This is a genomic window from Streptomyces sp. NPDC022552, from assembly GCF_055561875.1.
The window spans coordinates 203,817-228,168 of record NZ_JBVHGJ010000004.1 but is presented as its reverse complement, the minus strand read 5'-3'; the positions used below and the strand labels follow the sequence as shown (position 1 = coordinate 228,168).

The following is a 24,352-nucleotide window of genomic DNA, read 5'->3' as shown; positions in this document are numbered from 1 at the left end:
CACCGGCGCACGGCCTTCCGCGATCCTGATTGCCTGCCGTCGAATCCTCCCACCCAGAGAGTGAGACACCGAAGTGCCCCCTGCCACACCCGCCCCGAAGAGCGGTGGCGCGGCGCTCGAGCTTCTCGTCCACGGCGTGGGCGGAGCCACCCCTCAGGACATGCTGGGCGATCCGCGCACGGTACGGGTCACCGGCGACACGACCGCCGCGGTGCACCGCCGTACCGACGACGCCGACGCCGAGAACCACCCCGAGCGCTACGCCGAACGGCCGGTTCCGGAGGCGTACGTCTGGTCCAACCTCACCTCCGGCAACGGCGCCCGCGCCCTGTGGCTGCTGCTCCTGCCCTTCATGGTCGCCAACCTCGCCCACTGGATGCGCCCGCCGGCGAAGGGACACCCCCGGCTGGTCAGGGCGTACGGCATGCTGGTGCGGCTCGTGGCGCTCACCCTCACGGTGCTGCTCACGGCCGCCGCCTGCGAGGTCGCGCTCGATCTGACGGCCTGGCAGTGCGCGGGCTCGGCCGTCTGCGCGCAGGACCGTTCATGGCTCGGCTTCCTCTCGGCCGAGCGGGGCGGCTGGTGGTCGCAGCCGGGCCGCAGGCTCGCGCTCGCCGCCGTGATCCCGGCGGCGCTGGTCGGGTTGCTCTGGTACCTCTCCAACCGGACATGGAGCGCGTACGAAGCCCAGCGCCCGCCCACCGGCTACGACGAGGACGCCTACGCGGACCCGGCCGAGGAGACCCGGGGCGAAGCCGACCCCGCCGAAGCCGAGCACGCCGAGCCCGAGCACGCCGAAACCGAGGCCGAGGCCCCGGACGCCGGAAACCCCGCCGCCGACATGCGCCCCGCCCTCGGACGGCCCGGCTTCTGGTTCGGCCGGCGCCTCGTCGCGCGGCTCCGCGCCGCCCACACCGCCGCCGGGTTCCTGACCGTCGCCGCCGCCGTCACCGGAGCGGCCGCCCGCCACGACCGTGAGGCCTCCGGCGTCCTGCTCGACGCCCTCGGCCGGTCCCTCCAGACGGCCTACGTCGTCCTCGCCGCCGTCGTCCTCTGGGTCGTCTGCCGCCGCGGCCGCAGCGAGAAGCGCCTCGACCTGCGCCTCGAACGGGCCCTGGTCTCCTGGCTCCCCTGCACGTCCCTGATGCTGCTCGCCCTCGCCGTCCTGCACGCCGGCTGGTCCCGCCCCGGCTGGCGCTCCGGCGGCACGCTGCCCGGCAACGCCACCTTCGGTGTCCTGACGCTCGCCCAAGGCGGCCTCGTCGTCGCCCTCGGCGGGGTCGCCCTCCTCCTGCACCGCCGCCGCCACGATCCCCGCACCGCCCTGCACGGCCTCGGCGGCCCCGCGGTCGCCATGCTCGCCTGCGCGCTGGGCGGCGTGATGTCCGGCGGCGTGGCCCAGCGCGTCGCCGACTGGCTGGACGGGCGGCCCACACCCGGTATGGGCGCGGGCTCGACCGTCGCCCCGCCCGTGCTGCTCAGCTGGCAGGCGTCCGTCATCCCCGTCCTGCTCCTGCTGCTCCTCGCCCCCGCCGCCCTCCTCGTCGTACGGACCGCCCGCTCCGCACGCCGTCTCGGACCCGCCGTCGAGGCCGACTACGGTACGCAGGACCCGGACCCCGTCCGTACGGGACGGATCGCCGCCACCCGCGCCACCGCCTCCCTCACCGACGCCGCCCCCGCGCTCGTCGGCACGGTGTCCGGCGCCACCCTGCTGCTCGGCGCGGGCTCCGTGGCGGGAGCGTGGGCCAGTGGCAACGTCCCCGGCCGGGCGTTCGACGGCGCCCATCCCGCCCTCGCGTCCGCCGCCGCCACCGCCCAGGCCCTCGGTTCCTGGATGATCGGCTTCGGCTTCCTGCTCTTCGTCACCTGGGGCCGCCGCGCGTACAAGGACGCGTCCGCCCGCCGTACGATCGGCATCCTCTGGGACGTCGGCACCTTCTGGCCGCGCGCCGCGCACCCCTTCGCCCCGCCCTGTTACGCCGAACGGGCGGTCCCGGACCTCACCTGGCGCATGAGCTCCTGGACCCGGCACACCGGCGGCCGGCTCGTCATCTCCGGCCACTCGCAGGGCAGTGTCCTCGCCGCGGCCGCCGTCTGGCAGCTGCCGCCGGCGACCCGGAGCCGCGTCGCGCTGCTGACGTACGGATCTCCGCTGGAGCGGCTGTACGGGCGCTGGTTCCCCGCCTACTTCGGCCCCGGACCGCTGCGCGCCCTCTACGGAACGATCCACTGCTGGAGCAATCTCTACCGGGCCACCGACCCCATAGGCGGGCCCGTACGGGTGCCCGCCTCCGGGGAGAAGCCGGCCGTCGACAGCGCCGTGCTCCTCGACCCGGTCGCCTACGGCCGAACCCCCGCACACCCGCTGCCCGAACCGATTCTGGGCCACTCCGACTACCAGGCCGATCCCGCCTTCGCCGCCGAACGGTCCGTACTCCTCGACCGGTTGCCGCCCGCCCTGCCGCGCCAGCGTGACGGTGACGGTGATGGTGACGAACGAGGCGGCGCGAACGAGCGGGCGGATCAGGGGAGTTCGGGCAGGTCCTCCGGATAGAGGAGCGTCAGGTCGTCCGTGTTCGCGTCGGCGAGCGCGGCGACCCGGCCCGCGTGCCGCTCCACCATCGACTCGAACGTCTGGCGAGCCGTACGGCCGTTGCCGAACGCCGGTCCCTTGGGCAGCTCGGTGAAGTACTTCCGCAGCGCCTCGTCCGTGCCGTCGGCGAGCCGGTACTCGTGCTCGTCCGCCTGCTGCCCCACGATCCGCAGCAGCTCGTCCGGCACGTAGTCGCTGAAGGTGATGGTCCGTGAGAAACGGGACGCCACGCCGGGGTTGACCGTCAGGAAGCGTTCCATCTCCGCCGTGTACCCGGCGACGATCACCACCACCGCGTCCCGGTGGTCCTCCATCAGCTTCACCAGCGTGTCGATCGCCTCACGCCCGAAGTCCCGGCCGGAGTCCTCCGGCGACAGCGCGTACGCCTCGTCGACGAAGAGCACCCCGCCTCGCGCCCGGTCGAACGCCTCCTGCGTACGGATCGCGGTCGAGCCGATGTGCTCGCCGACCAGGTCGACCCGGGAGACCTCGACCAGATGGCCCCGCTCCAGGACGCCGAGCGAGGCGAGGATCTCGCCGTACAGCCGGGCCACCGTCGTCTTTCCCGTGCCCGGATTGCCGGTGAAGACCAGATGGCGGCGTACCGAGGCCGCCTTGAGGCCCGCCTCCTGCCGTCTGCGGCCGACCTCGATCATGTTGGTGAGCGTCCGCACCTCGTGCTTGACGCTCTCCAGGCCCACCAGCGCGTCCAGTTCGCCGAGCACGTCCTGCGAGGAGCGCGACTCGGGAGCCGGCTCGGGGGCGGGGGCGACCGGCGGGACGACGGAGGAGCGCGGCGCGGGAACCGTACCGAGCAGCCCACCCGACTGCGTCGCCGTCAGTACGGCGCCGGTGCCGGCGGCCGGCGGCGTACGCACCGCGCTCTCGTCGCTCGTGCAGTCCTCCGCGACCGGGCCGTCCTCCGGGAACTCGTACCCGCCGCGCGCACACCGCTCCGTACGGCACTTGCGCAGCGTCGTGCGGCAGCCGTCCATCACATGGAAGCCGTAGCCGCCGCTCCCGGTCACCCGGCAGCCGTGGAAGGAGCCCCGCCCCTCCGCGGACACGTAGAACCCGGCCTCGGCGGGCGAGGTGACCGTGCACCGCTCGATCGTCGGGTCGGCGCCCTTGGTGACGATCACGCCGGTCTGCACGGCGTCGATCGTGCATCCCCCGAGCGTCCCGCCGCTGCCGTGGTCCCGGAACCAGGCGCCGGTGGACGCCTCGCGGATGCGGCAGTCGTCGAGCTGCGCGGTCGCGCCGTCGCTGACCGACACCGCCGTGTTCCGCACCTGCGACAGATCGCTGTCGACGACATCGACGCGCGAGCCGCGATCGAGCACGAAGAGCGCGTCCGGCACGTCGTGCACCCGGCACGCGTCGAGGACGGCGGTGGCGCCGTCGCTGATCCAGACCGCCGGATAGTCGCCCGTACTGTCGTGGATCTCGCACTGGTTGGCGTCCACGCGCGTGCCCGGGTCCCACACCGAGAGCCCGTTGCGGCCGAAGCGGCGCACCGTCGAGCGAGTCAGCGTCAGCACCGAGCGCGAACGCAGATCGACCGCGTTCTCCGGGATGTCGTGGATGTCGCAGTCGGAGAGGGTGAGCACCGCGTCGGTGTCGAGCGTGATGCCGTCGGCCGAGGTCCGGTGCACCGAGGAGTCGGTGAGGTGCGCGGTGGCACGCGACGCGATCTGGAGACCGGTGCCCTTGATCTCGTACACCTCGCAGCCGATGCCCTCCAGGCCGCTGCCCTCGCCGGTCACGGAGATCCCGGCGCCGGAGGCGTGATGGACCCGGCAGCGCTCCAGGCGCGGATGGGCGCCGCCGCGCACCGAGACGCCGGACTGGCCGGCCGCCACGATCTCGCACTCCTCGAACACCCCGCCCGCGCCGTCGAGTACGGCGATGCCGACGCCCGCCGGATTGTCGACGGTGCAGCGGCGGACGGTGGGGCGGGCCGCGCCCCGGACCTCCAGGCCGGCGGCCGAGCGGGTCACGATCCGCAGATCGAGCAGCTCGGGGGTGCCGTCCTCGACGAGCAGCGCCGGTGCGGCGGAGTCCTGCCCCTCCACGTGCAGATCCTGGACGGTCGCCGAGGCCCGTACGGTCAGCGGCACGCCGTCCACGGGCGCGATCCGGACGGAGCCGATCCCGCCCTCGGGACCCCGCAGCGTGACCGCCCGTTGGATGACGAGGTTCTCCCGGTACGTGCCGGGCGCGACGGTGAGGACGTCGCCGTCCCCGGCCGCCTCCAGGGCTGCGGCGAGGGAGGCGTACTCGCCCGTGCGGCGCCGCCACCGCGATGTGCCGGTGTGCGTCACCTGGACCGTGCCCTGTGCCATGGGTGTGTTCTGCCCCCGCCTCATGCGTGCTGCTGATCCGATGCCCCACCGTAGCGCGCGCGGCGCCGCCGGGTTGACGGGTCAGCTGCCCGCGCCCGTACGGCCCCAGTCGGGACCGGCCTTGGCCCATGCGCGGTCGAGACGCTCGTACCGCCGGTGCGTGAGCCGGCGTACGACCAGTCTCCTCGCCGCCTCCACGAAGACCGCGGCCAGGGTCGCCGCGAGCAGCCCCACGATGATCGCGTGGGAGCGTGCGGTCTCCGGGAGCATCGGAGCGGTCGCCGGGCGCCCGTCGCGGTGGGTCCACAGCCGGAAGGTGTCGCCCGGATCGGACAGTTCACGTCGGGTGGCCACCGTGCCCGTACGGGACGTTCCGTCCGGGGCGGTCCAGGTCGCCACGACGGCGCGGCGGGCGGGCTGCTCCCCCGCGGACTCGGGGTTCTGCATGCCCGGGGACGGGGTGTCGGCGAGCCGGATCACCCGGGCCGTCGTCGCCGCCCGTTGCCGGTTCTGGGCCTGGACCGCGCGCTGGAGGGAGTCGTCGGTGCGCGAGCCGGAGATCCAGCCCGCGGCCGGGACGGCGAGGACGAGGAGCACGACCGCGGCGAGCGCGACCCATGCCTCGATCAGGTCCGTGGTCCGGCGCAGGGGGTTGTGCCGCCAGCGCCAGACTCCGATGGCTGCGCGCACGCCACACCCCCTCGTCGTTCCCGCTCTCTCAACGAGTCTGCCCCGGGGGCGGGTTCCCCGCCTGCCGGGACGCGGAAGTGTGACGCGATCGCTCGTGAGTGCGTGTCCGTGACGCTGCGTGCGGATGATGGCGGGGGTGGGCGCGTGCGGTCAGTCGAGGATCTTGACCTCGTCGCCGACGCGGATCGTGCCGGGGTGCTCCGGTACCAGGTTCTGGCCGAAGATCAGCTTGCTTCCCTGCCTGCGGTGCTCGGCGAGCGTATGCAGGGGCTCCTTGCCGCGCTCGCCGGTGAGCTGGTCGGTCGTGGTCACGACGCAGCGGCCGGAGGACTTCGCCGCCCGGAACATGACCTCGCCGATGGCGAGCCGGCTCCAGCCGTCCTCGGCCCAGGGCGCGGTCCCCTCGATGACGACGTTCGGGCGGAAGCGGTTCATCGGCAGCGGGCCCTCGTCGGCGTGATCCCCCTGGGCGATCAGCGAGTTGAGGGCGTCGAGGGAAGAGGTGGTGGTGGCCAGGAGCGGATAGCCGTCCGCGAAGCTCACCGTCTCGCCGGGCAGGGCGTAGGTCGGATCGATCGGACGCCGGCGCGCCGGGTCGTCCATGTGGACGAGCCGGACCTCCGTCTCCAGGAACGCGCTGAACCAGGCGTCGGCCGCCGGTCCGGCCGGGACCGCCTCCACCGGAGTGTCGAAGACGTCCACCCGGATCGTGGCCGACGGCCGTGGCACCTCGATCGACAGCGCGGGCAGGCCGGGCGCGGACACCCTGATGCCGGCGCCGGGCAGCGACTCCGCCGAGGCCAACGTCATCCGCGCATGGCGGCGTTGGGTCACGACCTTGCCCGACGCGTCCACGACGGTCCAGCGGCGGTCACCGGCCAGTCCCCATGGCTCGACCTCCGCCTCGGCGGGCGCGTACCCGCGCAGCGCCTTGACCGGGTGGATGTGGACGGAGCGCAGGCGAGGATTCGGCATACCGCCATCCTGCCAGCCGCTCCGCGCACGCGTCTGTCAGTACCCCTGGCCCTGGTAGGGGCGGTTGTAGGGGTCCTGGTACGGAGCGGGGGCCGGGGCGGGCCGAGCGGCCGCCGGGCGCATCGCCTCGTACCCCGTGGACATCGGCCGCTGCGGCTGCGGCTGCTGCATCCCCGGGTATCCGCGCGGCGCGGCGGGCTGCTGAGGGATGTACGGCGCCGGAGCGTGCTGCAGCGGCACGGGGGCCATCTGCGGCGTCGGCTGCGGGTAGCCGTACGAGCCACCGCCTCCGTAGGAGGGGGCGGGGCTGGGTGCCGCCGGGAGGGCGGGCAGAGCCGCGGGCAACGCCGGCAGGTAGCTGTTGCCGGTGTCGTACGCGGCAGGCACTCGGATCGGGGCGATCTGAGGCGTGCCCCGCTCCGCGACCAGGGAGTCGTAGATCGGGGTGTCGGGGAACGACGGCGCGGTGTAGTAACCGCCTCCGTAGGTGGAGCGGGGGGAGGTCATGGCCATAAGTTAAGCCCACGATGTGCTGGTTGGGGAGCCCGATAAGAGGGTTGTTTGACGGGTTCTGAGTGACTGTCGATCCACAATGCGAGCGAACGTGACAAAAACGGTCGCGCTCAGAAGCCCCGATCGGCCGTCGATCTTGAAAAGGCGAGCTGAGGAGGGGGTTACCCGCGGGTCGCCCGACGCGGCCGCCGTGTCCGGCATTAGCTTGACGTAAAGAAATCTTGATACGCGGAAGCCGGGTTGGGGGGCGAGCATGTTCATGCTTAAAGGGGCCAATGTTCCGGTGTCGGCGCGCGGCGTGCGCGTGGAATTGGGCTGGCGTTCAGGGAACGGAGTGCCGGACGTAGATGCGTCGGCGCTACTCCTTGTGTCGGGGAAAGTGCGCTCCGACGCCGACTTCGTTTTCTACAACCGGCCGACGCACGCCTCGGGGGCGGTACGGCACGCGGGCAAGTCCTCGGCGGAGGGTGCCGACGGCCTCGTCACGGATGTGCTCGTCGTCGACCTGGACGGCGTGGAGCCGGAGGTCGAGCGGATCGTCGTCGCGGCCTCGGCGGACGGCGGCGACTTCGGACGTGTGCCTGGACTGTTCGTCCGGGTCCTGGACGCGGACGGAGGAGCGGAGCTGGCCCGTTACGACAGCGCGGACGCGACCGTCGAGACCGCCTTCGTGCTCGGGGACCTCTACCGCCGCGACGGCGGCTGGAAGTTCCGGGCGGTGGGGCAGGGCTACGACTCCGGCCTCGCGGGGCTCGCCACGGACTACGGCATATCCGTCGAGGAGCCGGAGGCCGACGAGCCCGTCGGCGGGTCACCGGCGGCCGTGGTCACGGCACCGGCCGTCGAGCCGCCCGCGGCGCCCGCACCCGTCGCCGCCGGGCAGCCCGTGCGGCTCACCAAGGTCACCCTCACGAAGGAGTCCCCGACGGTCTCCCTCACCAAGGACGTCGGCACGACCGGTGGCGTGATGCGGGTGAACCTCAACTGGGAGCTGCGCGCGGAGAAGACGGACGACGCCCCCGCCAGACGCTGGGGCCTCGGCCGCCGTCGGGGTGCGGGGACGGCACAGGCCGCGGGCGGTCTCGATCTCGACCTGTGCGTCCTCTACGAGTTGGCGGACGGCAGGAAGGGTGTGGTGCAGGCCCTCGAGGGCTTCGGCGCGCTGCACGAGCCGCCGTACATCCAGCTCGACGCGGACGACCGCACGGGCGCCCGCGCCGAGGGCGAGAACCTCACCGTGAACCTCGACCACAAGGACCAGTTCCGCCGGCTCCTCTTCTTCGTCGTCATCTATCAGGGCGCGAGCGACTTCGCCGGTCTGCACGCGACCGTGACCCTCCAGCCGTCCGGCGGCGCCCCCGTCGAGTTCTCGCTCGACGAGTGCACCGTCCCGGCGCGGACGTGCGCGCTCGCGCTCATCACCCAGGAGGACGGAGACCTCGTCGTACGGCGCGAGGCCAGGTTCCTCGTGCACGAGCCCGGGATCTCCATGCAGCAGACGGCCGACGAGGCGTACGGCTGGGGACTCACCTGGACCCCCGCCGTCAAGTGAGCCGCCCGCGTCCGGCGCGTCAGCGGTCCGGCGCGGCCTCGGGGCGGGCATAGGTCCGCCCCTTCCAGGCGGCGCCCCTGCCCCGATAGTGCTGCACCGCCGAATCCACCGTCATGAAGAGGTAGAGCAGGGCGGTGAGGGGAAGGGTGGGCGCGAGCCAGAGGGGCTGCCGGTAGTAGCGGAGCATGGGGAGGTAAGTCCCCGCCATCACCGCCCACGCGATCCCGCCCGCCCACCCGGCGACCGCGTCCCCGCCGAACAGGCCGACCGCGAGGGAGACCGGGGGAACGAGATAGACGACCGCGAGCCCGGCGACCGTCCCCGCGAGCACGAGGGGGTTGTGCCGGAGCTGGGCGTACGCGCTGCGCGAGACCATCCGCCAGAGGTCGGAGAGGTGCGGATAGGGGCGGACGGAGTCCACCCGCTCGGCCAGCCCCAGCCAGATCCGGCCACCTGCCCGCCGTACCGCACGGGCCAGGGACACGTCGTCGATCACGGCCTGCCGGATGGACTCGGGCACCCGTGCCCGCTCGGCCGTCTCGGTGCGCAGGAGCACACAGCCTCCGGCCGCGGCGGTCGCGCGCGGTCGGTGGCGGCGGTTGATCCAGCGGAAGGGATAGAGCTGGGCGAAGAAGTAGACGAAGGCGGGCACGACGAGCCGCTCCCAGACGCTTGCGACCCGCAGCCTGGCCATCTGGGACACCAGGTCCAGCTCGCACGCGAGCGCCGCCTCCACCAATCGGCGCAGACTGTCCGGCTCGTGAGCGATGTCCGCATCCGTCAGAAGCAGGAACTCCGGCCGGCAGGGCCCGACGCCGCCGGAGGCCGCACGGAGGCCCTCGCGACGGACGGACTCCGCGTGGAGAGGTCCCCCGCCGCGCGGATCGGGGCCCCGGGTGCGGGCCAGGGTGATGCCGTGGCGCAGGGCCCAGAGCTTGCCCGTCCAGCCCGGCTCGGGCTCGCCCGGGGACGTGACCGTCAGCGGCAGCCCGCCGTACCGCTGGGCCAGCTCCTCGGCCAGCTTCCCGGTGCCGTCCGTACTGCCGTCGTCCACGAGCAGGACCTCCGCCTCGCCCGGATAGTCCTGGGCGAGGAGCGACGGCAGGCTCAGCGGCAGCACCTCCGCCTCGTCCCGCGCCGGTACGACGACGGCGACCCGAGGCCACGCCTCCGGCTCCACGCGCGCGTGGCCGGACGGCGACGGCAGGCGCTGATCGGTACGCCAGAAGAAACCCTGACCCAGCAGCAGCCACCCCCAGGCGGCCAGCGAACCCATGGCGATCCAGGCAATGGCGCTCATTCGCCGCAGTCTGCCCCAGATCGGCGGAGACGCAAGGGTGGTCGGCTAGGGTGATCGGGTGAAGATCGCGCTCATGGACTCCGGAATCGGCCTGCTCCCGGCAGCGGCCGCGGTTCGCCGACTGCGGCCGGACGCGGATCTGGTCCTCTCCAGCGACCCCGACGGCATGCCCTGGGGCCCGCGTACCCCCGAGGACCTCACCGAGCGCGCGCTGGCCGTCGCCCGGGCGGCCGCGGCCCTGGAGCCCGACGCGCTGATCGTCGGCTGCAACACCGCCACCGTGCACGCCCTCCCCGCGCTGCGAGCCGCGCTGGAACCCCGTATCCCGGTCATCGGCACCGTGCCCGCGATCAAGCCGGCCGCCTCGGGCGGCGGCAAGGTCGCCATCTGGGCGACCCCGGCCACCACCGGAAGCCCGTACCAGCGCGGGCTGATCCGTGACTTCGCCGACGGCGCCGAGGTCACCGAGGTGCCCTGCCCCGGGCTCGCCGACGCCGTGGAGCACGCGGACGCCGACGCCGTGCAGCGGGCCGTGGAGGCAGCCGCGAAGCTCACCCCGCGCGATGTGCGCGCCGTGGTCCTCGGCTGCACCCACTACGAACTCGTCGCCGAACGGATCCGCGCGGCCGTGCAGTCCGCCGACCTGCCGCCGGTGGTTTTCCACGGCTCCGCAGGGGCAGTCGCAGCACAGGCGCTGCGCCGTATCGGTGCCGAGCCGAAGCCTGACGCGACCCCGTCCGGCGGCCTGACCGTACTGCTCAGCGGCCGGACCGGGGAACTGACGGCCGCTGCCCTGAAGTACGCCGAAGGGCGCCTTCTCCGGGCCGCGGCCGCCGCGCGCTGACGGGCCCCCGGGGGGCGGTGTCCAAGAGGCGCCGCACGAGCGGATCGTGAGTAGGCTTCGACGCATGAGGGACGAATCCCGGCATCCACGGCATCCCCGGCAACCGCGGCCCCTGGGCAAGGACGCCCCGGTGCCGAAGGTGTGGATCGGTCGCGCCACCAACCGTATGCAGTGGGTCGCGGCCGTCGCCGGCGCCGCCTGTATGGCCCTGGGCATCACCCTGGCGGTCGACTCGGCGTGGACCTCCGGGATCGCCGCACTGCTCATGGCCGTGATCGGCTGTGTGGCGGCGGGCCTGCTCGTGCTCTTCGGCACGCTCGCCTTCGTCCACGTCGAGGTGAAGGTGGACGACGAGGCCATGGAGGTCCGCTGCGGCCACATCGGTGTTCCGCGCCGTCGCATCCTCCTCGCCCATGTCGTCGGTGCCGACTACATCCCGAGGGTCACCCCCCACGAGTGGGGCGGCTGGGGGTACCGCTGGCGGCCCGAGAAGGGCAAGGCGGTCATCGTCCGCCGGGGCGAGGCCCTGATCCTTCGGATGGACGACGGCCGTACGTTCACGGTCACCGTCGACGACGCCGAGCTCGGTGTACGGGTCATCCGTGACCGGCTCCGCCCGGGGACCCCGACCGAGCCGACGAGCGCCTGAGGCGTATCCGCCGGACGTCAGTCCGCCGGATACGCCGGACCCGCCGAATCCGCCGGGCCGGACTGTGCCGGGGCGGCGCGGGCGGTCGCCAGGCCGGCGAGGAGTCCCGCGCCCGCCGTCACCGGGGTGAAGCTCAGCGCGTTGCCGACCGTGGCCAGGGCGGCCAGAGCCGTCAGGCCGGCACCGGCCGTGAGAACGACCGCCGTGGTGCGGGGCGAGGACCACAGGCCCCAGAGCAGCCAGCCGTACGCCGCGCCCAGGAGGACCACCCCCGGCACCCCCTGCTCCGCCGCCTGCTGGAGCGCGGCCGAATGGGGCTTGCCGTCGGAGGAGAACGTCTCCCTGGCCGTCGGGCTCAGCGCGCCGAACCGGTCCGGACCCACCCCCAGTACGGGGCTCTCCTTCGTGAGCGCGACCGCGTCCTGCCACAACAGCACCCGGTGCGGGGTCAGCCGGCTCTCCAGCGAGGACGCGAGCCCCTCGGGCAGCCTCTCCTCCGCCACGGCCCACGAGGCCCCGACGACCAGACCGGTCGCCAGGGCGAGCCCCACGAGCCCGAGGAGCCTGCGCCGCATCCGAACCGCCGCGAGCGAGCAGAGCAGTATGCCGATCGAGGCCACGAATCCGGCCACCGAGCCCAGCACCAGCGCCGACCCCGCCACGGCCAGGGCGAGGGCCCGGAGCGCGAACCGGCCGGAGCTCGACCTCGCCGCCGAAGCCGCACAGCAGGCCGCGCCGGCGGCGAGCACGAGCAGGGCCACGGCCGCTCCCGTATGACCGGGAGGTACGGAGCCGAAGGGCGTGGCGCCCGGGATGCCGGGCCCGGAGGTCAGCGCCAGGCCGAGAGCGGCGAGGGAGGTCACCGCGGCGGCGGACACCGGAAGCAGCGTGCCGGAGATCCGGCCGCAGGCGTACCCGGCGGTGAGCGCGAAGACGGCGAGGAGGACGCCCTCGGGGCGCGCGTCCCGCCCTGTCGCGCTGACGAGCGACCAGAGCACGCAGGCGCCGAGGACCAGCACGCCGGCCACGTCCGCGGCGCGGCCGCGCTCGCGCACGACGGCCACCTGAGCCGCAGATGCAGCCATCCCCGTGGACCCCCCGCTCCGTCTGGCGGACACGCTAACGGTGGGGCCGGGATTTGGGGAGCGAATGCGCAGAAACGTTGCGGCACGAGTGAAGAAAGGGTGAGGGCCACCCTTGCCCGTAGCCCCACACAGGCCTGACCGGTCCCTCGGCCGGGACGTCCGGGACCGCGCGCCGGGCCGCGCGGGCCGCCGACCGGCATGCTGGGGGCGTGGGTGTGCGCCGTAGACTCCGCGACGTGAGCACCACCATGACGCCCGTCGACGCCTCCGGTCCCGCCGCCACCCCCGAGACCGGTCCCGCCCGGCTGCGACGCCTGGTGCGGCCCGGCGCGGCCGTGCTGGCCGGGGTCCTGCTCTTTCTGAGCTTCCCGCCCCGCCCGCTGTGGTGGCTCGCGCTGCCGGGATTCGCCCTCCTCGGCTGGGCTCTGCGCGGCCGTCGGGCGCGCGCGGGGTTCGGCCTCGGGTACCTCGCCGGGCTCGGCTTCCTGCTGCCGCTGCTGATCTGGACCGGAGCCGAGGTCGGCAGGTTCCCGTGGATCGCGCTCTCGGCCGTCGAGGCGCTCTTCGTCGCCGCCGCCGGACTCGGGATCGCTGCCGTCTCCCGGCTCCCCGGCTGGCCGGTGTTCGCCGCGGCCGTGTGGATCCTCGCCGAGGCGGCACGCGCGCGTGTCCCGTTCGGCGGCTTCCCGTGGGGCAAGATCGCCTTCGGCCAGGCCGACGGCGTCTTCCTGCCCCTCGCGGCGGTCGGCGGCACCCCCGTGCTCGGCTTCGCCGTCGCCCTCTGCGGCTTCGGACTGTACGAGGTGATCCGCCAGGTCCGCGCCTACCGCGCGACCGGCACCGTCCCCCGCGGCCCGCTCGCCGCGGCGGCCCTCACCGTCCTCGTCCCGGTCACCGGCGCCCTCGCCGCACTGCCGCTCGTCGACGACTCCGCCGAGGACGGCACGGCCACCGTCGCCGCCGTCCAGGGAAACGTTCCGCGTCTCGGACTCGACTTCAACGCGCAGCGGCGGGCGGTCCTCGACAACCACGTCGCCCGTACCGAGGAGCTCGCGGAGGCCGTCGAGCGGAAGGAGGAGCCGCAGCCGGACTTCGTCCTCTGGCCGGAGAACTCCTCCGACATCGATCCGTACGCGAATCCCGATGCCGCGGACGCCATCGACCAGGCCGTGAAGAAGATCGGCGCCCCGACCGTGATCGGCGCCGTCGTCGCGCCCCCGACGGGCAAACTGCGCAACACCCTCATCGAGTGGGACCCGCGGAAGGGCCCCGTCACCACCTACGACAAGCGGCACGTCCAGCCGTTCGGCGAGTACATCCCGATGCGGTCCTTCGTAAGGATCTTCAACAGCAACGTGGACCGTGTCAGCCGTGACTTCGGCCCCGGGAACAAGATCGGCGTCTTCGACCTCGCCGGTACGAAGGTCGGACTCGCCACCTGCTACGAGGCGGCCTTCGACTGGGCCGTGCGCGACACCGTCACCCACGGCGCCCAGCTGATCTCGGTCCCGAGCAACAACGCCACCTTCGGCCGCAGCGAGATGACGTACCAGCAGCTCGCGATGTCGCGGGTCCGGGCGGTCGAGCACAGCCGCGCCGTCGTCGTGCCGGTCACCAGCGGCGTCAGCGCGATCATCGCGCCGGACGGCCGGATCGTTGAGCAGACACAGATGTTCACCCCGGACGTCCTGGTCGAGCAGGTGCCGCTGCGCTCCTCCCTGACCCCCGCGACGCGGATGGGCACGCTGCCCGAGGCGCTCCTGGTGGCCGTGGCGGCGGCCGGACTCGGCTGGTCGCTGCTGCGCTCGGTCCGCGCCCGCCGGAACCGCGACGCCTGAGCGGACGGCCGCTGCGCCGGCAGCCCGGGCTGCCCGGCGGCCGAGAGAGCTTGATCCACCGGGACGTAGGGTCGGCCCATGGGTACTCCTGACTTCATCCGCGAGCTCCGGGCCGGCATCGGCCACCAGCTGCTCTTCCTCCCGGGCGCGAGCGCCGTCGTCTTCGACGACCAGGGCCGCGTCCTGCTCGGCAGACGCGCCGACAACGGCCTCTGGTCCGTCATCGGCGGCATCGTCGAACCCGGGGAGCAGCCGGCCGCCTGCGCCGTACGCGAGGTGTACGAGGAGACCGGGGTGCGCTGCGAGGTCGAGCGCGTCGTGATCGTCCAGACCCTGCGCAAGCCCGTCGTCTACCCCAACGGCGACCGGTGCCAGTTCATGGACGTCTCGTTCCGCTGCCGCGCGGTCGGCGGCGAGGCCCGGGTCAACGACGAGGAGTCGACGGACGTCGCCTGGTTCGACGTGGACGACCTGCCGGCGATGAAGCGGTTCTCGCACTTCCGGATCGAACAGGCGCTCGCCGACGAACCCACATGGTTCGACCCCATGCCCAGCAGCTGAAGTGTGGGTTCGGAACACATCGGTTGAGGCTGAGGCGCTTCATAGGGTGCGGAGCATGAGCGCCCCCACCACATCAGGGCCCGTACCGGCACAGGTACCGGCACCACCTGTCCAGGCTCCCGCGCAGAGCCCCGCAGCGGCCCCCGCGCCCGGCGCCGTGCTGCTCGACCTCGCCGGCCGCACGGCGCTGGTCACCGGTGCGGCCGGAGGCATCGGCCGGGCGTGCGCGCTCCGGCTCGCCGCGGCGGGGGCCCGGGTGAGAGCTGTCGACCGGGCGGCCGACGGACTGGAGGCGCTCGCCGAGGCGGCGGACGGGCTGCCGGGCGCGGTCGAGCCGCAGACCCTGGACCTCACGGACCTCGACGCCGCCGAGCAGGCGGCCGCCGGCGCCGACATCCTCGTCAACAACGCCGGAATCCAGCTCGTCCGCCCCATCGAGGAGTTCCCGCCGGACGTCTTCCACACGGTCCTCACCGTGATGCTGGAGGCGCCCTTCCGGCTGATCAGGGGCGCCCTGCCGCACATGTACGCCCAGGGCTGGGGCCGGATCGTCAACCTCTCCTCCGTCCACGGGCTGCGCGCCTCCGCCTTCAAGTCGGCCTATGTGTCCGCCAAGCACGGTCTCGAAGGGCTCTCCAAGACCGCCGCCCTCGAAGGCGCCCCGCACGGGGTGACCTCCAACTGCGTCAACCCCGGCTATGTGCGGACGCCTCTGGTCGAGCGGCAGATCACCGACCAGGCCACTGCCCACGGCATCCCGGCGGAGCGGGTCCTGACCGACGTCCTCCTCAAGGACTCGGCGCTGAAGCGGCTGATCGAGCCGGAGGAGGTCGCGGAAGCGGTTCTGTATCTCTGCACCCCGCAGGCGTCCTTCATCACCGGTACCTCCCTGACCCTCGACGGCGGCTGGACCGCGCACTGACGGTTTTCCACAGGGGTGGTGCTCCCACCCGTTCGGCAGGTATCCCTGTGTCCATGTCCCAAGAACAGGTCTCCTACCTGGAGCTCCTCGCACGAGGAGCCGCGGCGGAGGCGTACGACCGGCCCGTGCTGCTCGCCCGTGCGAGCGGCGCGGGCCCGGAGGCGTTGGCCGACCTGGAGCGGGCCAAGCGGCTCGCCCTGCGCGTCCGTGCCGAGCTGGAGGGGAGGCGGCGCCGCGAGGCGGAGCTCTCCGCCCTCTTCGAGACCGCCCACGACCTCGCGGGACTGCGCGACCTCGACGCGGTGCTCCGCGCCATCGTCCAGCGCGCCCGCTCCCTGCTCGGCACCGAGGTCGCCTACCTCAGCCTCAACGACCCGGGCGCCGGGGACACGTACATGCGCGTCACGGAAGGCTCGGTCTCGGCGCGCTTCCAGCAGGTCCGGCTCGGCATGGGCGAGGGGCTCGGCGGTCTCGTCGCCCAGACCGCCCGGCCGTACGTCACCGAGAACTACTTCGACGACCCCCGGTTCCAGCACACCGCCACCATCGACTCCGCCGTGCGCGACGAAGGCCTCGTCGCCATCCTCGGCGTACCGCTCAGCCTCGGCAGCCAGGTCATCGGCGTGCTGTTCGCGGCGGACCGGCGCGCCCGGGTCTTCGAGCGGGAACAGGTCGCGCTGCTCGGCTCCCTCGCCGCGCACGCCGCCGTCGCCATCGACACCGCCAACCTGCTCGCCGAGACCCGCTCGGCGCTGGCCGAGCTGGAGCGTGCCAACGACATCATCCGGGAGCACAGCGGCGTCATAGAGCGCGCCTCCGACGTCCACGACCGGCTCACCGAACTGGTCCTGCGCGGCGGCGGCGTCCATGACGTGGCCGAGGCCGTCTCCGAAGTCCTCGGCGGAAGAGTCGAGTTCACCGACACCGGCCTCGACCCCGCCCGGCACGCGGACGGCCACGCACTGCGTGAGGGCGACCGCTGGGTGGCCGCGGTGTCGGCCGGCGGCGAGTCCTTCGGCGCCCTCGTCCTGCACGGGCAGCCCGACCTCGACCCCGTCGACCAGCGCACCCTGGAGCGCGCCGCCCTGGTGACCTCGCTCCTGCTGCTCGCCCGCCGCTCGGCCGGAGAGGCCGAACAGCGGGTACGGGGCGAACTGCTCGACGACCTCCTCGACGCCCCCGACCGGGACCGCCGTCTGCTGCGCGAGCGCGCCGCGCGGCTCCGTACCGACGTCGACGCGCCCCATGTCGTGCTCGCCGCCCGGATCGACCGGGGCGGAGCCGGGGGAGAGGCGGACCACGCCGGAGTACGGGAGAGCGCGGACCGGCAGCGCCTCTGGTCGGCCGCCTCGCACCTGGCCGCCACCCGCCAGGGCCTCGCCTCCGCACGCGACGGCGGAACGGTCCTGCTGCTGCCGCTCGGGCCCGGCGAGGACGCCGCCGAACTGGCCCGGCAGACCGCCAAGCACCTCGGCGGCGCCGCGCGCGAGCCCGTCACGGTCGGCGCCTCCGCCCCCGTCGCCTCCCCGCTCGCCCAGCCCGGCCAGGTCGCCACCGCGTACGAGGAGGCCCGCCGTTGCCTGGACGCCCTGCGCCTGCTGAACCGCTCGGGCGAGGGCGCCGCGGCGGAGGACCTGGGCTTCCTGGGCCTGCTCCTCGCCGACACCCGGGACATCGAGGGCTTCGTCGACCGCACGATCGGCCAGGTCGTCGCGTACGACCGGCGCCGCGGCACGGATCTGGTGCGCACGATGGACGCCTACTTCGCGAGCGGCATGAGCCCGGCGCGGACCAAGGACGACCTCCACGTCCATGTGAACACCGTGGCGCAGCGCATCGAGCGGATCGGACGCCTGCTCGGACCCGACTGGCAGTCCCCGTCCCGCGCGCTGGAGATCCAACTGGCCCTCCGGCTGCACGCGATGGCGGCGGCCGTCGCCCGCTGACCACGTCGAAGGCGCCGGCCCCTTTCGGGACCGGCGCCTTCGACGTGTGGTGCGGCAGGGATCAGGCGTCGGCGCGCACGGGGGCCGGGGCCTGGGCGGCGTCCTCGGCGACCTCCGACAGATCGCGGTTGCGGGTCTCGCGGGCGCAGGCGATCGCGACGACCGTGAGAAGCGCGGCGGCGATCACATAGAGGGAGATCGGGGTGGAGGAGCCGTAGTCGGAGAGGAGCGCCGTCGCGATCAGCGGCGCGGGGGCACCGGCGGCGACCGAGGAGAACTGCGCGCCGATGGAGGCGCCCGAGTAGCGCATCCGGGTCGCGAACATCTCGGAGAAGAACGCGGCCTGTGGTGCGTACATCGCCCCGTGCAGGACCAGACCGACGGTGACGGCGAGGAGCAGCGCGCCGAAGGTCCCCGAGTCGATGAGCATGAAGAACGGGAACATCCAGGCGCCGACCCCGACGGCGCCGATCAGATAGACCGGCCGGCGGCCGATCCGGTCCGACAGCGCGCCCCAGGCGGGGATGACGGCGAAGTGGACGGCGGAGGCGATGAGGACGGCGTTGAGCGCGGTCTGCTTGGAGAGGCCGACCTGGGTCGTCGCGTAGACGAGGATGAACGCGGTGATCACGTAGTACGAGATGTTCTCGGCCATGCGGGCGCCCATCGCGATCAGCACGTCCCGCCAGTGGTGCTTCAACACGGCGACCAGCGGCATCTTCTCGACCTGAGCGGCCGATGCCTTGCGCTCCTCGGCGGCGGCCAGCGCCGCCTTGAAGACGGGCGACTCGTCGACGGAGAGTCGGATCCACAGACCCACGATCACCAGCACACCGGAGAGCAGGAACGGTATGCGCCAGCCCCATGCCAGGAACGCGGAGTCGGAGAGCAGCGCGGTCAGCGCGGACAGCACACCGGTCGCGAGCAGCTGCCCGGCGGGCGCCCCGGTCTGCGGCCACGAGGCCCAGAACCCGCGCCGCCGCGCGTCCCCGTGCTCGGAGACGAGGAGCACGGCCCCGCCCCACTCACCTCCGAGCGCGAAGCCCTGCACCAGGCGCAGCGCGGTGAGCAGCAGGGGAGCGGCGGACCCGACGGTCGCGTGCGTCGGCAGCAGACCGATCGCGAAGGTGGCCCCGCCCATCAGCAGCAGGCTGAGTACGAGCAGCTTCTTCCGCCCGAGCCGGTCACCGTAGTGCCCGAACACGAGGGCGCCGAGCGGCCGCGCGGCGAACCCGACCGCGTAGGTGAGGAAGGAGAGCAGCGTGCCGACGAGCGGGTCGGAGTCGGGGAAGAAGAGCTTGTTGAAGACCAGCGCGGCGGCGGAGCCGTAGAGGAAGAAGTCGTACCACTCGATGGTGGTGCCGATGAGGCTCGCGGCGACGATGCGCTTGAGATTCGACTCGGCCGGTGGAGCCGACGCGGGGGAGGCCATGTGCACCACTTCCAGGCGATGAACGGGGACGTTGACGTGTCGCCACACCGTAGAAACATGCAGGTCACCGTCGTATGTGGTGGGACACCATAGTTCGCTCGGCCGGAGTGCGCGTGACCACCATGGGGGCGGTCGCGTTACCGGCCCAGAGCAATCGTTCTGCGGGGTCGGCCAAGGCTGCCTAGTGTCATGGGGTGGAGCACACAGACAGTGCCCGGCCCATCGACCCGGAGGTGCGCGATGCCGGAGCTGTTCATCGGAGGCACCTGGGCCGCCGCTGCCGACGGGCGCACGCGGGAGATCCGCTGCCCGGCGGACGGCACCCTGGTCGCCACCGTGGACGAGGCCGGTCCCAAGGACGCGGCAGCGGCCGTCGCCGCCGCCCGTGAGGCGTTCGACAGCGGGCCGTGGCCCGCCACGCCCGCCGCGGAGCGCGGACGCCTGCTGGTGCGCGTCGCCGATCTGCTGGAACGTGACAGGGCGACCTTCGCCCGCGCCGAGTCCCTGGACACCGGCAAGCGGCTCGTCGAGTCCGAGTACGACATGGACGACATCGCGGCCTGCTTCCGCTACTTCGGCAATCTGACCGCGTCGGGCGGCACCGACCGGATCGTCGACACCGGCAACCCGCAGGCGGACAGCCGGGTGGTGCACGAACCCGTCGGGGTGTGCGCCCTGATCACCCCATGGAACTATCCGCTGCTGCAGACCGCGTGGAAGGTCGCCCCGGCGCTCGGGGCGGGCAACACGTTCGTGCTGAAGCCGAGCGAACTGACCCCGCACACCGCGATCCTGCTGATGCGGCTGCTCACCGAGGCGGGGCTGCCGCCAGGGGTCGGAAATCTGATCCTGGGGACGGGCGCCGAGGCCGGCGCGCCGCTCACCGAGGACCCCCGCGTGGATCTGGTGTCGTTCACCGGCGGCCTGGCCACCGGCCGCCGGATCATGGCGGCAGCGGCGCCCACGGTGAAGAAGGTCGCCCTGGAACTCGGCGGCAAGAACCCGAACATCGTCTTCGCTGACGCGGATTTCGAGGCGGCCGTCGACCACGCGCTGATGGCCGTCTTCCTGCACTCCGGGCAGGTTTGCTCGGCAGGCGCCCGGCTCCTCGTGGAGGACTCCCTGCACGACGCCTTCGTCGACGAGATCGTCACCCGCGCGCGGGCCATCCCGATGGGCGGCCCGTTCGACGAGAACGCGCGGACCGGACCGCTGATCTCGGCAGCACACCGCGACAAGGTGGAGGCCTACGTGGCTGCGGGCCTGGCCGAGGGCGCGGTGCTGCGCTGTGGCGGGGCGCGGCCGACGGACCCGGAACTCGCCCAGGGCTACTACTACCCGCCGACCGTGCTGGACGGCTGCACGCCCGGGATGTCGGTGGTCCGCGACGAGTCGTTCGGCCCGGTGCTCACGGTCGAGCGGTTCGGCAGCGAGGCCGAGGCCGTCGCAGTCGCCAACGACACCATGTACGGCCTCGCGGGTGCGGTCTGGTCGCAGGACACCGGCCGCGCACACCGGGTCGCGTCCCGGCTCCGGGCGGGCACCGTGTGGATCAACGACTTCCACCCCTACGTGCCGCAGGCGGAGTGGGGCGGCATGAAGCAATCCGGTTTCGGCCGGGAACTGGGGCCGGCGGGACTCGCCGAATACCAGGAGACCAAGCACATCTGGCGCAATCTTGCCCCCAAGGCCCAGAGGTGGTTCGAGTGACCGTCCAGCCGACAGGCCAGGACCGGCCCGGCGCCGGCGACGGCGCCCCGCACGACGACGACTCGGTGACCGAGCTCGGCTACCGGCCCGAACTGAAGCGCACGCTGGGCAACTTCCACACGTTCGCCGCGGGGATCAGCTACATCTCGATCCTGACCGGCACGTTCCAGCTGTTCTACTTCGGAATCGCCTTCGGCGGCCCGGCGTACTGGTGGTCGTGGCCGATGGTGTTCGTGGGCCAGCTGATGGTGGCGCTGTGCTTCTGCGAGCTGGCGGCGCGCTACCCGGTCGCGGGCTCGGTCTACAACTGGGCGAAGAAGATGGGCGGCCCGCACGTGGGCTGGCTCGGCGGCTGGATGATGATGACGGCCACCATGGTGACCCTGTCGGCCGTCGCCCTGGCGTACCAGATCACGCTGCCGCAGATCGACCCCTGGTTCCAGTTCGTCGGCGACGGCAGCGGCGAGAACGACGCCGCGGCCAACGCGGTCCTGCTGGGCTCGGTGCTGATCCTCTTCTCCACGCTGGTCAACGCCTTCGGCGTCCAGCTGATGGCGCGGATCAACTCGGCGGGCGTCTTCATCGAGCTGATCGCCGCCGTGGCTCTGATCATCTTCCTCGCCGCGAACATCACCCGTGGACCCGCCACGGTGCTCACCGACACGTACGGTCTGGGCAGCGGGGATCCGCTCGGCTACTTCGGGGCGTTCCTCACCGCGTCCCTCGCGTCGGCGTACGTGATGTACGGCTTCGACACGGCCTCCTCGCTCGGCGAGGAGTCCCACAACCCGAGCCGGAACGCGCCGCGCGCGATTCTGCGGGCGCTCATCGCGTCCTTCGTCCTCGGTGGTCTCATCCTGTTGTTCGCGCTGATGGCGGTGCCGGATCTGCAGGCGAAGGAGCTGAGCACGGGCGGCCTGCAGTACGTGGTGCTGGAGACGCTCGGGGCGACGGTCGGTGAGATCTTCCTGTGGTGCGTGGTCGTCGCGATCACCGTGTGCGTGCTGGCCGTCCAAGCAGCGGGCATCCGGCTGATGTTCGCGATGGCACGGGACAACAACCTGCCCGCCGGATCGGTGCTCGCCAAGGTGAGCCCGCGCTTCCGGACCCCGGTGATTCCCGCCGTCGTGATCGGCGTGGTGGGTGTGGTCATCCTGGTCATCAACATCAACCAGCCGCAGATCTTCTCGGTGATCACCAGCATCGCGATCATCATGATCTATGTGGCGTACCTCCTGGTCACCGTCCCGATGCTGATCCAGCGGCTGCGGGGGAACTGGAAGCCCCGCGAGGGTGCTTTCTCGCTCGGCCGTCTCGGACTGCCGATCAACATCCTGGCGGTGCTGTGGGGTGCCGCCATGTCCCTGAACCTGGCCTGGCCCCGAGCCGCGGTCTACAACGCGACCCCGCCCCAGCACTGGTACCTGCGCTGGGGTGCGTTCCTGTTCGTCGGCATCGTGGCGCTCGGCGGCTTCGCCTACTACTGGTTCGTTCAGCGGCACCGTACGGGCGTGCTGGCCGAACACCGCGCAGACGTCTCCTGATCCGCGCGCCCTCCCCCCCACGGGGACATCTCGTACTGGAGAGACCATGCCCGCACAGCCCTCTGAGCCCGAGTTCGACTACGTCGTGGTCGGCGGCGGCACCGCCGGGGCCGTCGTCGCGGCCCGGCTGTCGGAGGATCCCGGTGTCAGCGTCTGTCTGCTGGAAGCGGGGCCGTCCGACGAGGGCGACGAGAGCATCCTGAGGCTGGACCGGTGGATGGCGCTGCTGGAGTCCGGCTACGACTGGGACTACCCGGTGGAGCCGCAGGAGAACGGCAACAGCTTCATGCGCCACGCCCGTGCCAAGGTGCTCGGCGGTTGCTCGTCGCACAACTCGTGCATCGCCTTCTGGGCGCCGGCCGAGGACCTCGACGAGTGGGGCACGATGGGGTGCTCGGGGTGGAGCGCGGCCGACTGCTTCCCGTTGTACCAGCGGCTGGAGACCAACGACGGCCCCGGCGACCACCATGGCCGCTCCGGTCCCGTGACGATCCGCTCGGTGCCGCCCCGGGACCCGTGCGGCCGGGCACTGCTGGCGGCCTGTGCGGCGAGCGGCATCCCGACGGTGCCGTTCAACTCCGGCCGCACGGTGGTGCGCGGCGCGAACTGGTTCCAGATCAACTGCCGCGAGGACGGGACCCGCTCGTCCGCCTCGGTGTCGTATCTGCACCCCGTGATGGGCAAGCGGCCCCAGCTGGAGGTACGCACCGGGGTGCAGGCGAGGCGGTTGCTCTTCGACGGCGCGCGCTGCTCGGGGGTGGAGTACCTGCAGCCGGACGCCGTGCACGTCGACTCCGTACGGGCGCGGCGCGAGGTGATCGTCTCCTGCGGGGCGATCGACTCGCCGAAGCTGCTGATGCTGTCGGGAATCGGGCCCGCCGCCCATCTCCGCGACAACGGAGTGGACGTCCGGGTGGACTCCCCCGGCGTCGGCTCGCACCTCCAGGACCATCCCGAGGGGGTGATCATGTGGGAGGCGAAGCAGCCCATGGTCACCTCGTCCACGCAGTGGTGGGAGATCGGAATCTTCGCGGACACCGAACCGGGTCTCGACCGGCCGGATCTGATGTTCCACTACGGCTCGGTCCCGTTCGACACGAACACCTACCGGCGCGGCTATCCGACCACCGACAACGCCTTCTGCCTCACCCCGAACGTCACCCGTGCCCGCTCGCAGGGCACGGTCCGGCTGCGCAGCCGTGACTTCCGGGACAAGCCCAAGGTCGACCCGCGCTACTTCACCCACGAGCACGACATCCGGGTGATGATCCACGGACTGCGGCTGGCGCGGGAGATCGCGGCGCAGGCGCCGCTCGCCGACTGGAAGGGGGCGGAGCTGGCGCCCGGGCGGGACGCCACGACCGACGAGGAGCTGTTCTCCTACATCCGCCAGACGCACAACACGGTCTACCACCCGGCGGGCACCGTGCGGATGGGTGCCGAGGGTGACTCCGACTCCCCCCTCGACCCGCAGCTGCGGGTCAAGGGTGTGCAGGGGCTACGGGTGGCGGACGCCTCGGTCATGCCGTTCCTGCCCGCGGTCAATCCGTGCATCACCACGATGATGATCGGCGAGAAGTGCTCGGACATGATCCGGGCAGGACACTGACCGCAACCCGGGTGCCGTAGGCCCTCCCCGCGTCGTGCTTCGTCAGGTCGCGCAGGGTGGGTCTTCGTCTGTCCGGGCCGGGGGTGGCAGTACCACGGCATCGACGAAACGATCGAAACGCTCAACTTTGCCATCAGTATGGATCGTTTGAGCGTGCGCGTGCTAAAAACCAGCCAGGCATGACTGGTTCCCGCGCACCCGGAGCCTTCTCCGATCTCGGTCGTGGGACCGTCGCACCCGC

General features: G+C 72.6%; 18 protein-coding genes. 11 read left to right on the top strand and 7 right to left on the bottom strand.

The features are described from left to right. The first annotated feature begins 73 nt into the window (after window positions 1-73). Complete coding sequence (locus tag ACZ3OF_RS14060; RefSeq protein WP_361673087.1) at window positions 74-2,557, top strand: hypothetical protein; 2,484 nt, start codon at window positions 74-76, stop codon at window positions 2,555-2,557. Here ACZ3OF_RS14060 and ACZ3OF_RS14055 read toward each other — a convergent pair. The 4 genes from ACZ3OF_RS14055 to ACZ3OF_RS14040 all read right to left on the bottom strand — a co-directional run bounded on the left by ACZ3OF_RS14055 (window position 2,527) and on the right by ACZ3OF_RS14040 (window position 7,113). Next, entirely contained in the window at window positions 2,527-4,941 is a 2,415-nt protein-coding gene (locus ACZ3OF_RS14055; protein WP_467304686.1) for a right-handed parallel beta-helix repeat-containing protein, read from the bottom strand. The two genes, ACZ3OF_RS14060 and ACZ3OF_RS14055, sit on opposite strands and share 31 nt — an antisense overlap. A gap of 81 nt (window positions 4,942-5,022) precedes the next feature. Beyond that, window positions 5,023-5,631, bottom strand: coding sequence for an Rv1733c family protein (locus ACZ3OF_RS14050; protein ID WP_361673091.1), 609 nt, complete (start codon window positions 5,629-5,631; stop codon window positions 5,023-5,025). Window positions 5,632-5,781: 150 nt separating this feature from the next. Then, the gene (locus ACZ3OF_RS14045; RefSeq protein ID WP_467304684.1) at window positions 5,782-6,606 is read right to left on the bottom strand and encodes an MOSC domain-containing protein; all 825 of its coding nucleotides are present in this window, start codon (window positions 6,604-6,606) and stop codon (window positions 5,782-5,784) included. A 36-nt stretch (window positions 6,607-6,642) separates the two neighbouring features. Beyond that, the gene (locus ACZ3OF_RS14040; protein WP_361598041.1) at window positions 6,643-7,113 is read right to left on the bottom strand and encodes a DUF6643 family protein; all 471 of its coding nucleotides are present in this window, start codon (window positions 7,111-7,113) and stop codon (window positions 6,643-6,645) included. A 265-nt stretch (window positions 7,114-7,378) separates the two neighbouring features. Between ACZ3OF_RS14040 and ACZ3OF_RS14035 the strand changes: the two genes are divergently transcribed. Then, complete coding sequence (locus ACZ3OF_RS14035) at window positions 7,379-8,671, top strand: TerD family protein (RefSeq protein WP_361673336.1); 1,293 nt, start codon at window positions 7,379-7,381, stop codon at window positions 8,669-8,671. Window positions 8,672-8,690: 19 nt separating this feature from the next. Here ACZ3OF_RS14035 and ACZ3OF_RS14030 read toward each other — a convergent pair whose 3' ends face one another. Beyond that, on the bottom strand, window positions 8,691-9,971 hold the full coding sequence (locus ACZ3OF_RS14030; protein WP_361673095.1) for a glycosyltransferase: 1,281 nt from the start codon (window positions 9,969-9,971) through the stop codon (window positions 8,691-8,693). Window positions 9,972-10,029: 58 nt separating this feature from the next. Here ACZ3OF_RS14030 and ACZ3OF_RS14025 point away from each other — a divergent pair, with 58 nt between their 5' ends. Together ACZ3OF_RS14025 and ACZ3OF_RS14020 are read left to right on the top strand one after the other, a co-directional pair. Next, a complete protein-coding gene (locus ACZ3OF_RS14025) occupies window positions 10,030-10,815 on the top strand; it encodes a glutamate racemase (RefSeq protein WP_361673097.1) in 786 nt (261 codons plus the stop codon). A 64-nt stretch (window positions 10,816-10,879) separates the two neighbouring features. Further along, window positions 10,880-11,464, top strand: a complete 585-nt coding sequence (locus ACZ3OF_RS14020) for a hypothetical protein (protein WP_361673099.1) — start codon at window positions 10,880-10,882, stop codon at window positions 11,462-11,464. 17 nt (window positions 11,465-11,481) lie between these two features. On the opposite strand, the gene ACZ3OF_RS14015 is transcribed toward ACZ3OF_RS14020, so the two are convergent. Further along, complete coding sequence (locus ACZ3OF_RS14015; protein ID WP_361673101.1) at window positions 11,482-12,549, bottom strand: O-antigen ligase family protein; 1,068 nt, start codon at window positions 12,547-12,549, stop codon at window positions 11,482-11,484. 236 nt (window positions 12,550-12,785) lie between these two features. On the opposite strand from ACZ3OF_RS14015, the gene lnt reads away from it, so the two are divergent. The 4 genes from lnt to ACZ3OF_RS13995 all read left to right on the top strand — a co-directional run bounded on the left by lnt (window position 12,786) and on the right by ACZ3OF_RS13995 (window position 17,816). After that, window positions 12,786-14,387 carry an apolipoprotein N-acyltransferase gene (gene lnt, locus ACZ3OF_RS14010; protein ID WP_467304679.1) on the top strand — a complete coding sequence of 534 codons (1,602 nt, stop codon included), beginning with the start codon at window positions 12,786-12,788 and terminating at the stop codon, window positions 14,385-14,387. 78 nt (window positions 14,388-14,465) lie between these two features. Beyond that, entirely contained in the window at window positions 14,466-14,948 is a 483-nt protein-coding gene (locus tag ACZ3OF_RS14005) for an NUDIX hydrolase (protein ID WP_361673104.1), read from the top strand. A gap of 55 nt (window positions 14,949-15,003) precedes the next feature. Further along, window positions 15,004-15,870 (top strand): 3-hydroxybutyrate dehydrogenase, encoded by an 867-nt coding sequence (locus ACZ3OF_RS14000; RefSeq protein WP_361673106.1) that lies wholly within the window; start codon window positions 15,004-15,006, stop codon window positions 15,868-15,870. Window positions 15,871-15,923: 53 nt separating this feature from the next. Beyond that, a complete protein-coding gene (locus tag ACZ3OF_RS13995) occupies window positions 15,924-17,816 on the top strand; it encodes a helix-turn-helix domain-containing protein (protein ID WP_361673108.1) in 1,893 nt (630 codons plus the stop codon). A 61-nt stretch (window positions 17,817-17,877) separates the two neighbouring features. Here ACZ3OF_RS13995 and ACZ3OF_RS13990 read toward each other — a convergent pair whose 3' ends face one another. Further along, a complete protein-coding gene (locus ACZ3OF_RS13990) occupies window positions 17,878-19,248 on the bottom strand; it encodes an MFS transporter (RefSeq protein WP_361673110.1) in 1,371 nt (456 codons plus the stop codon). Between the two features lie 240 nt (window positions 19,249-19,488). Between ACZ3OF_RS13990 and ACZ3OF_RS13985 the strand changes: the two genes are divergently transcribed. The 3 genes from ACZ3OF_RS13985 to ACZ3OF_RS13975 are packed head-to-tail and all read left to right on the top strand — an operon-like array spanning window position 19,489 to window position 24,111. Then, window positions 19,489-20,958 carry an aldehyde dehydrogenase family protein gene (locus ACZ3OF_RS13985; protein WP_467304674.1) on the top strand — a complete coding sequence of 490 codons (1,470 nt, stop codon included), beginning with the start codon at window positions 19,489-19,491 and terminating at the stop codon, window positions 20,956-20,958. Further along, a complete protein-coding gene (locus tag ACZ3OF_RS13980; RefSeq protein WP_361673115.1) occupies window positions 20,955-22,502 on the top strand; it encodes an APC family permease in 1,548 nt (515 codons plus the stop codon). Before ACZ3OF_RS13985 ends, ACZ3OF_RS13980 begins: the two co-directional genes overlap by 4 nt. A gap of 46 nt (window positions 22,503-22,548) precedes the next feature. Continuing rightward, window positions 22,549-24,111 (top strand): GMC family oxidoreductase, encoded by a 1,563-nt coding sequence (locus tag ACZ3OF_RS13975; protein ID WP_467304672.1) that lies wholly within the window; start codon window positions 22,549-22,551, stop codon window positions 24,109-24,111. Window positions 24,112-24,352 lie beyond the last annotated feature (241 nt).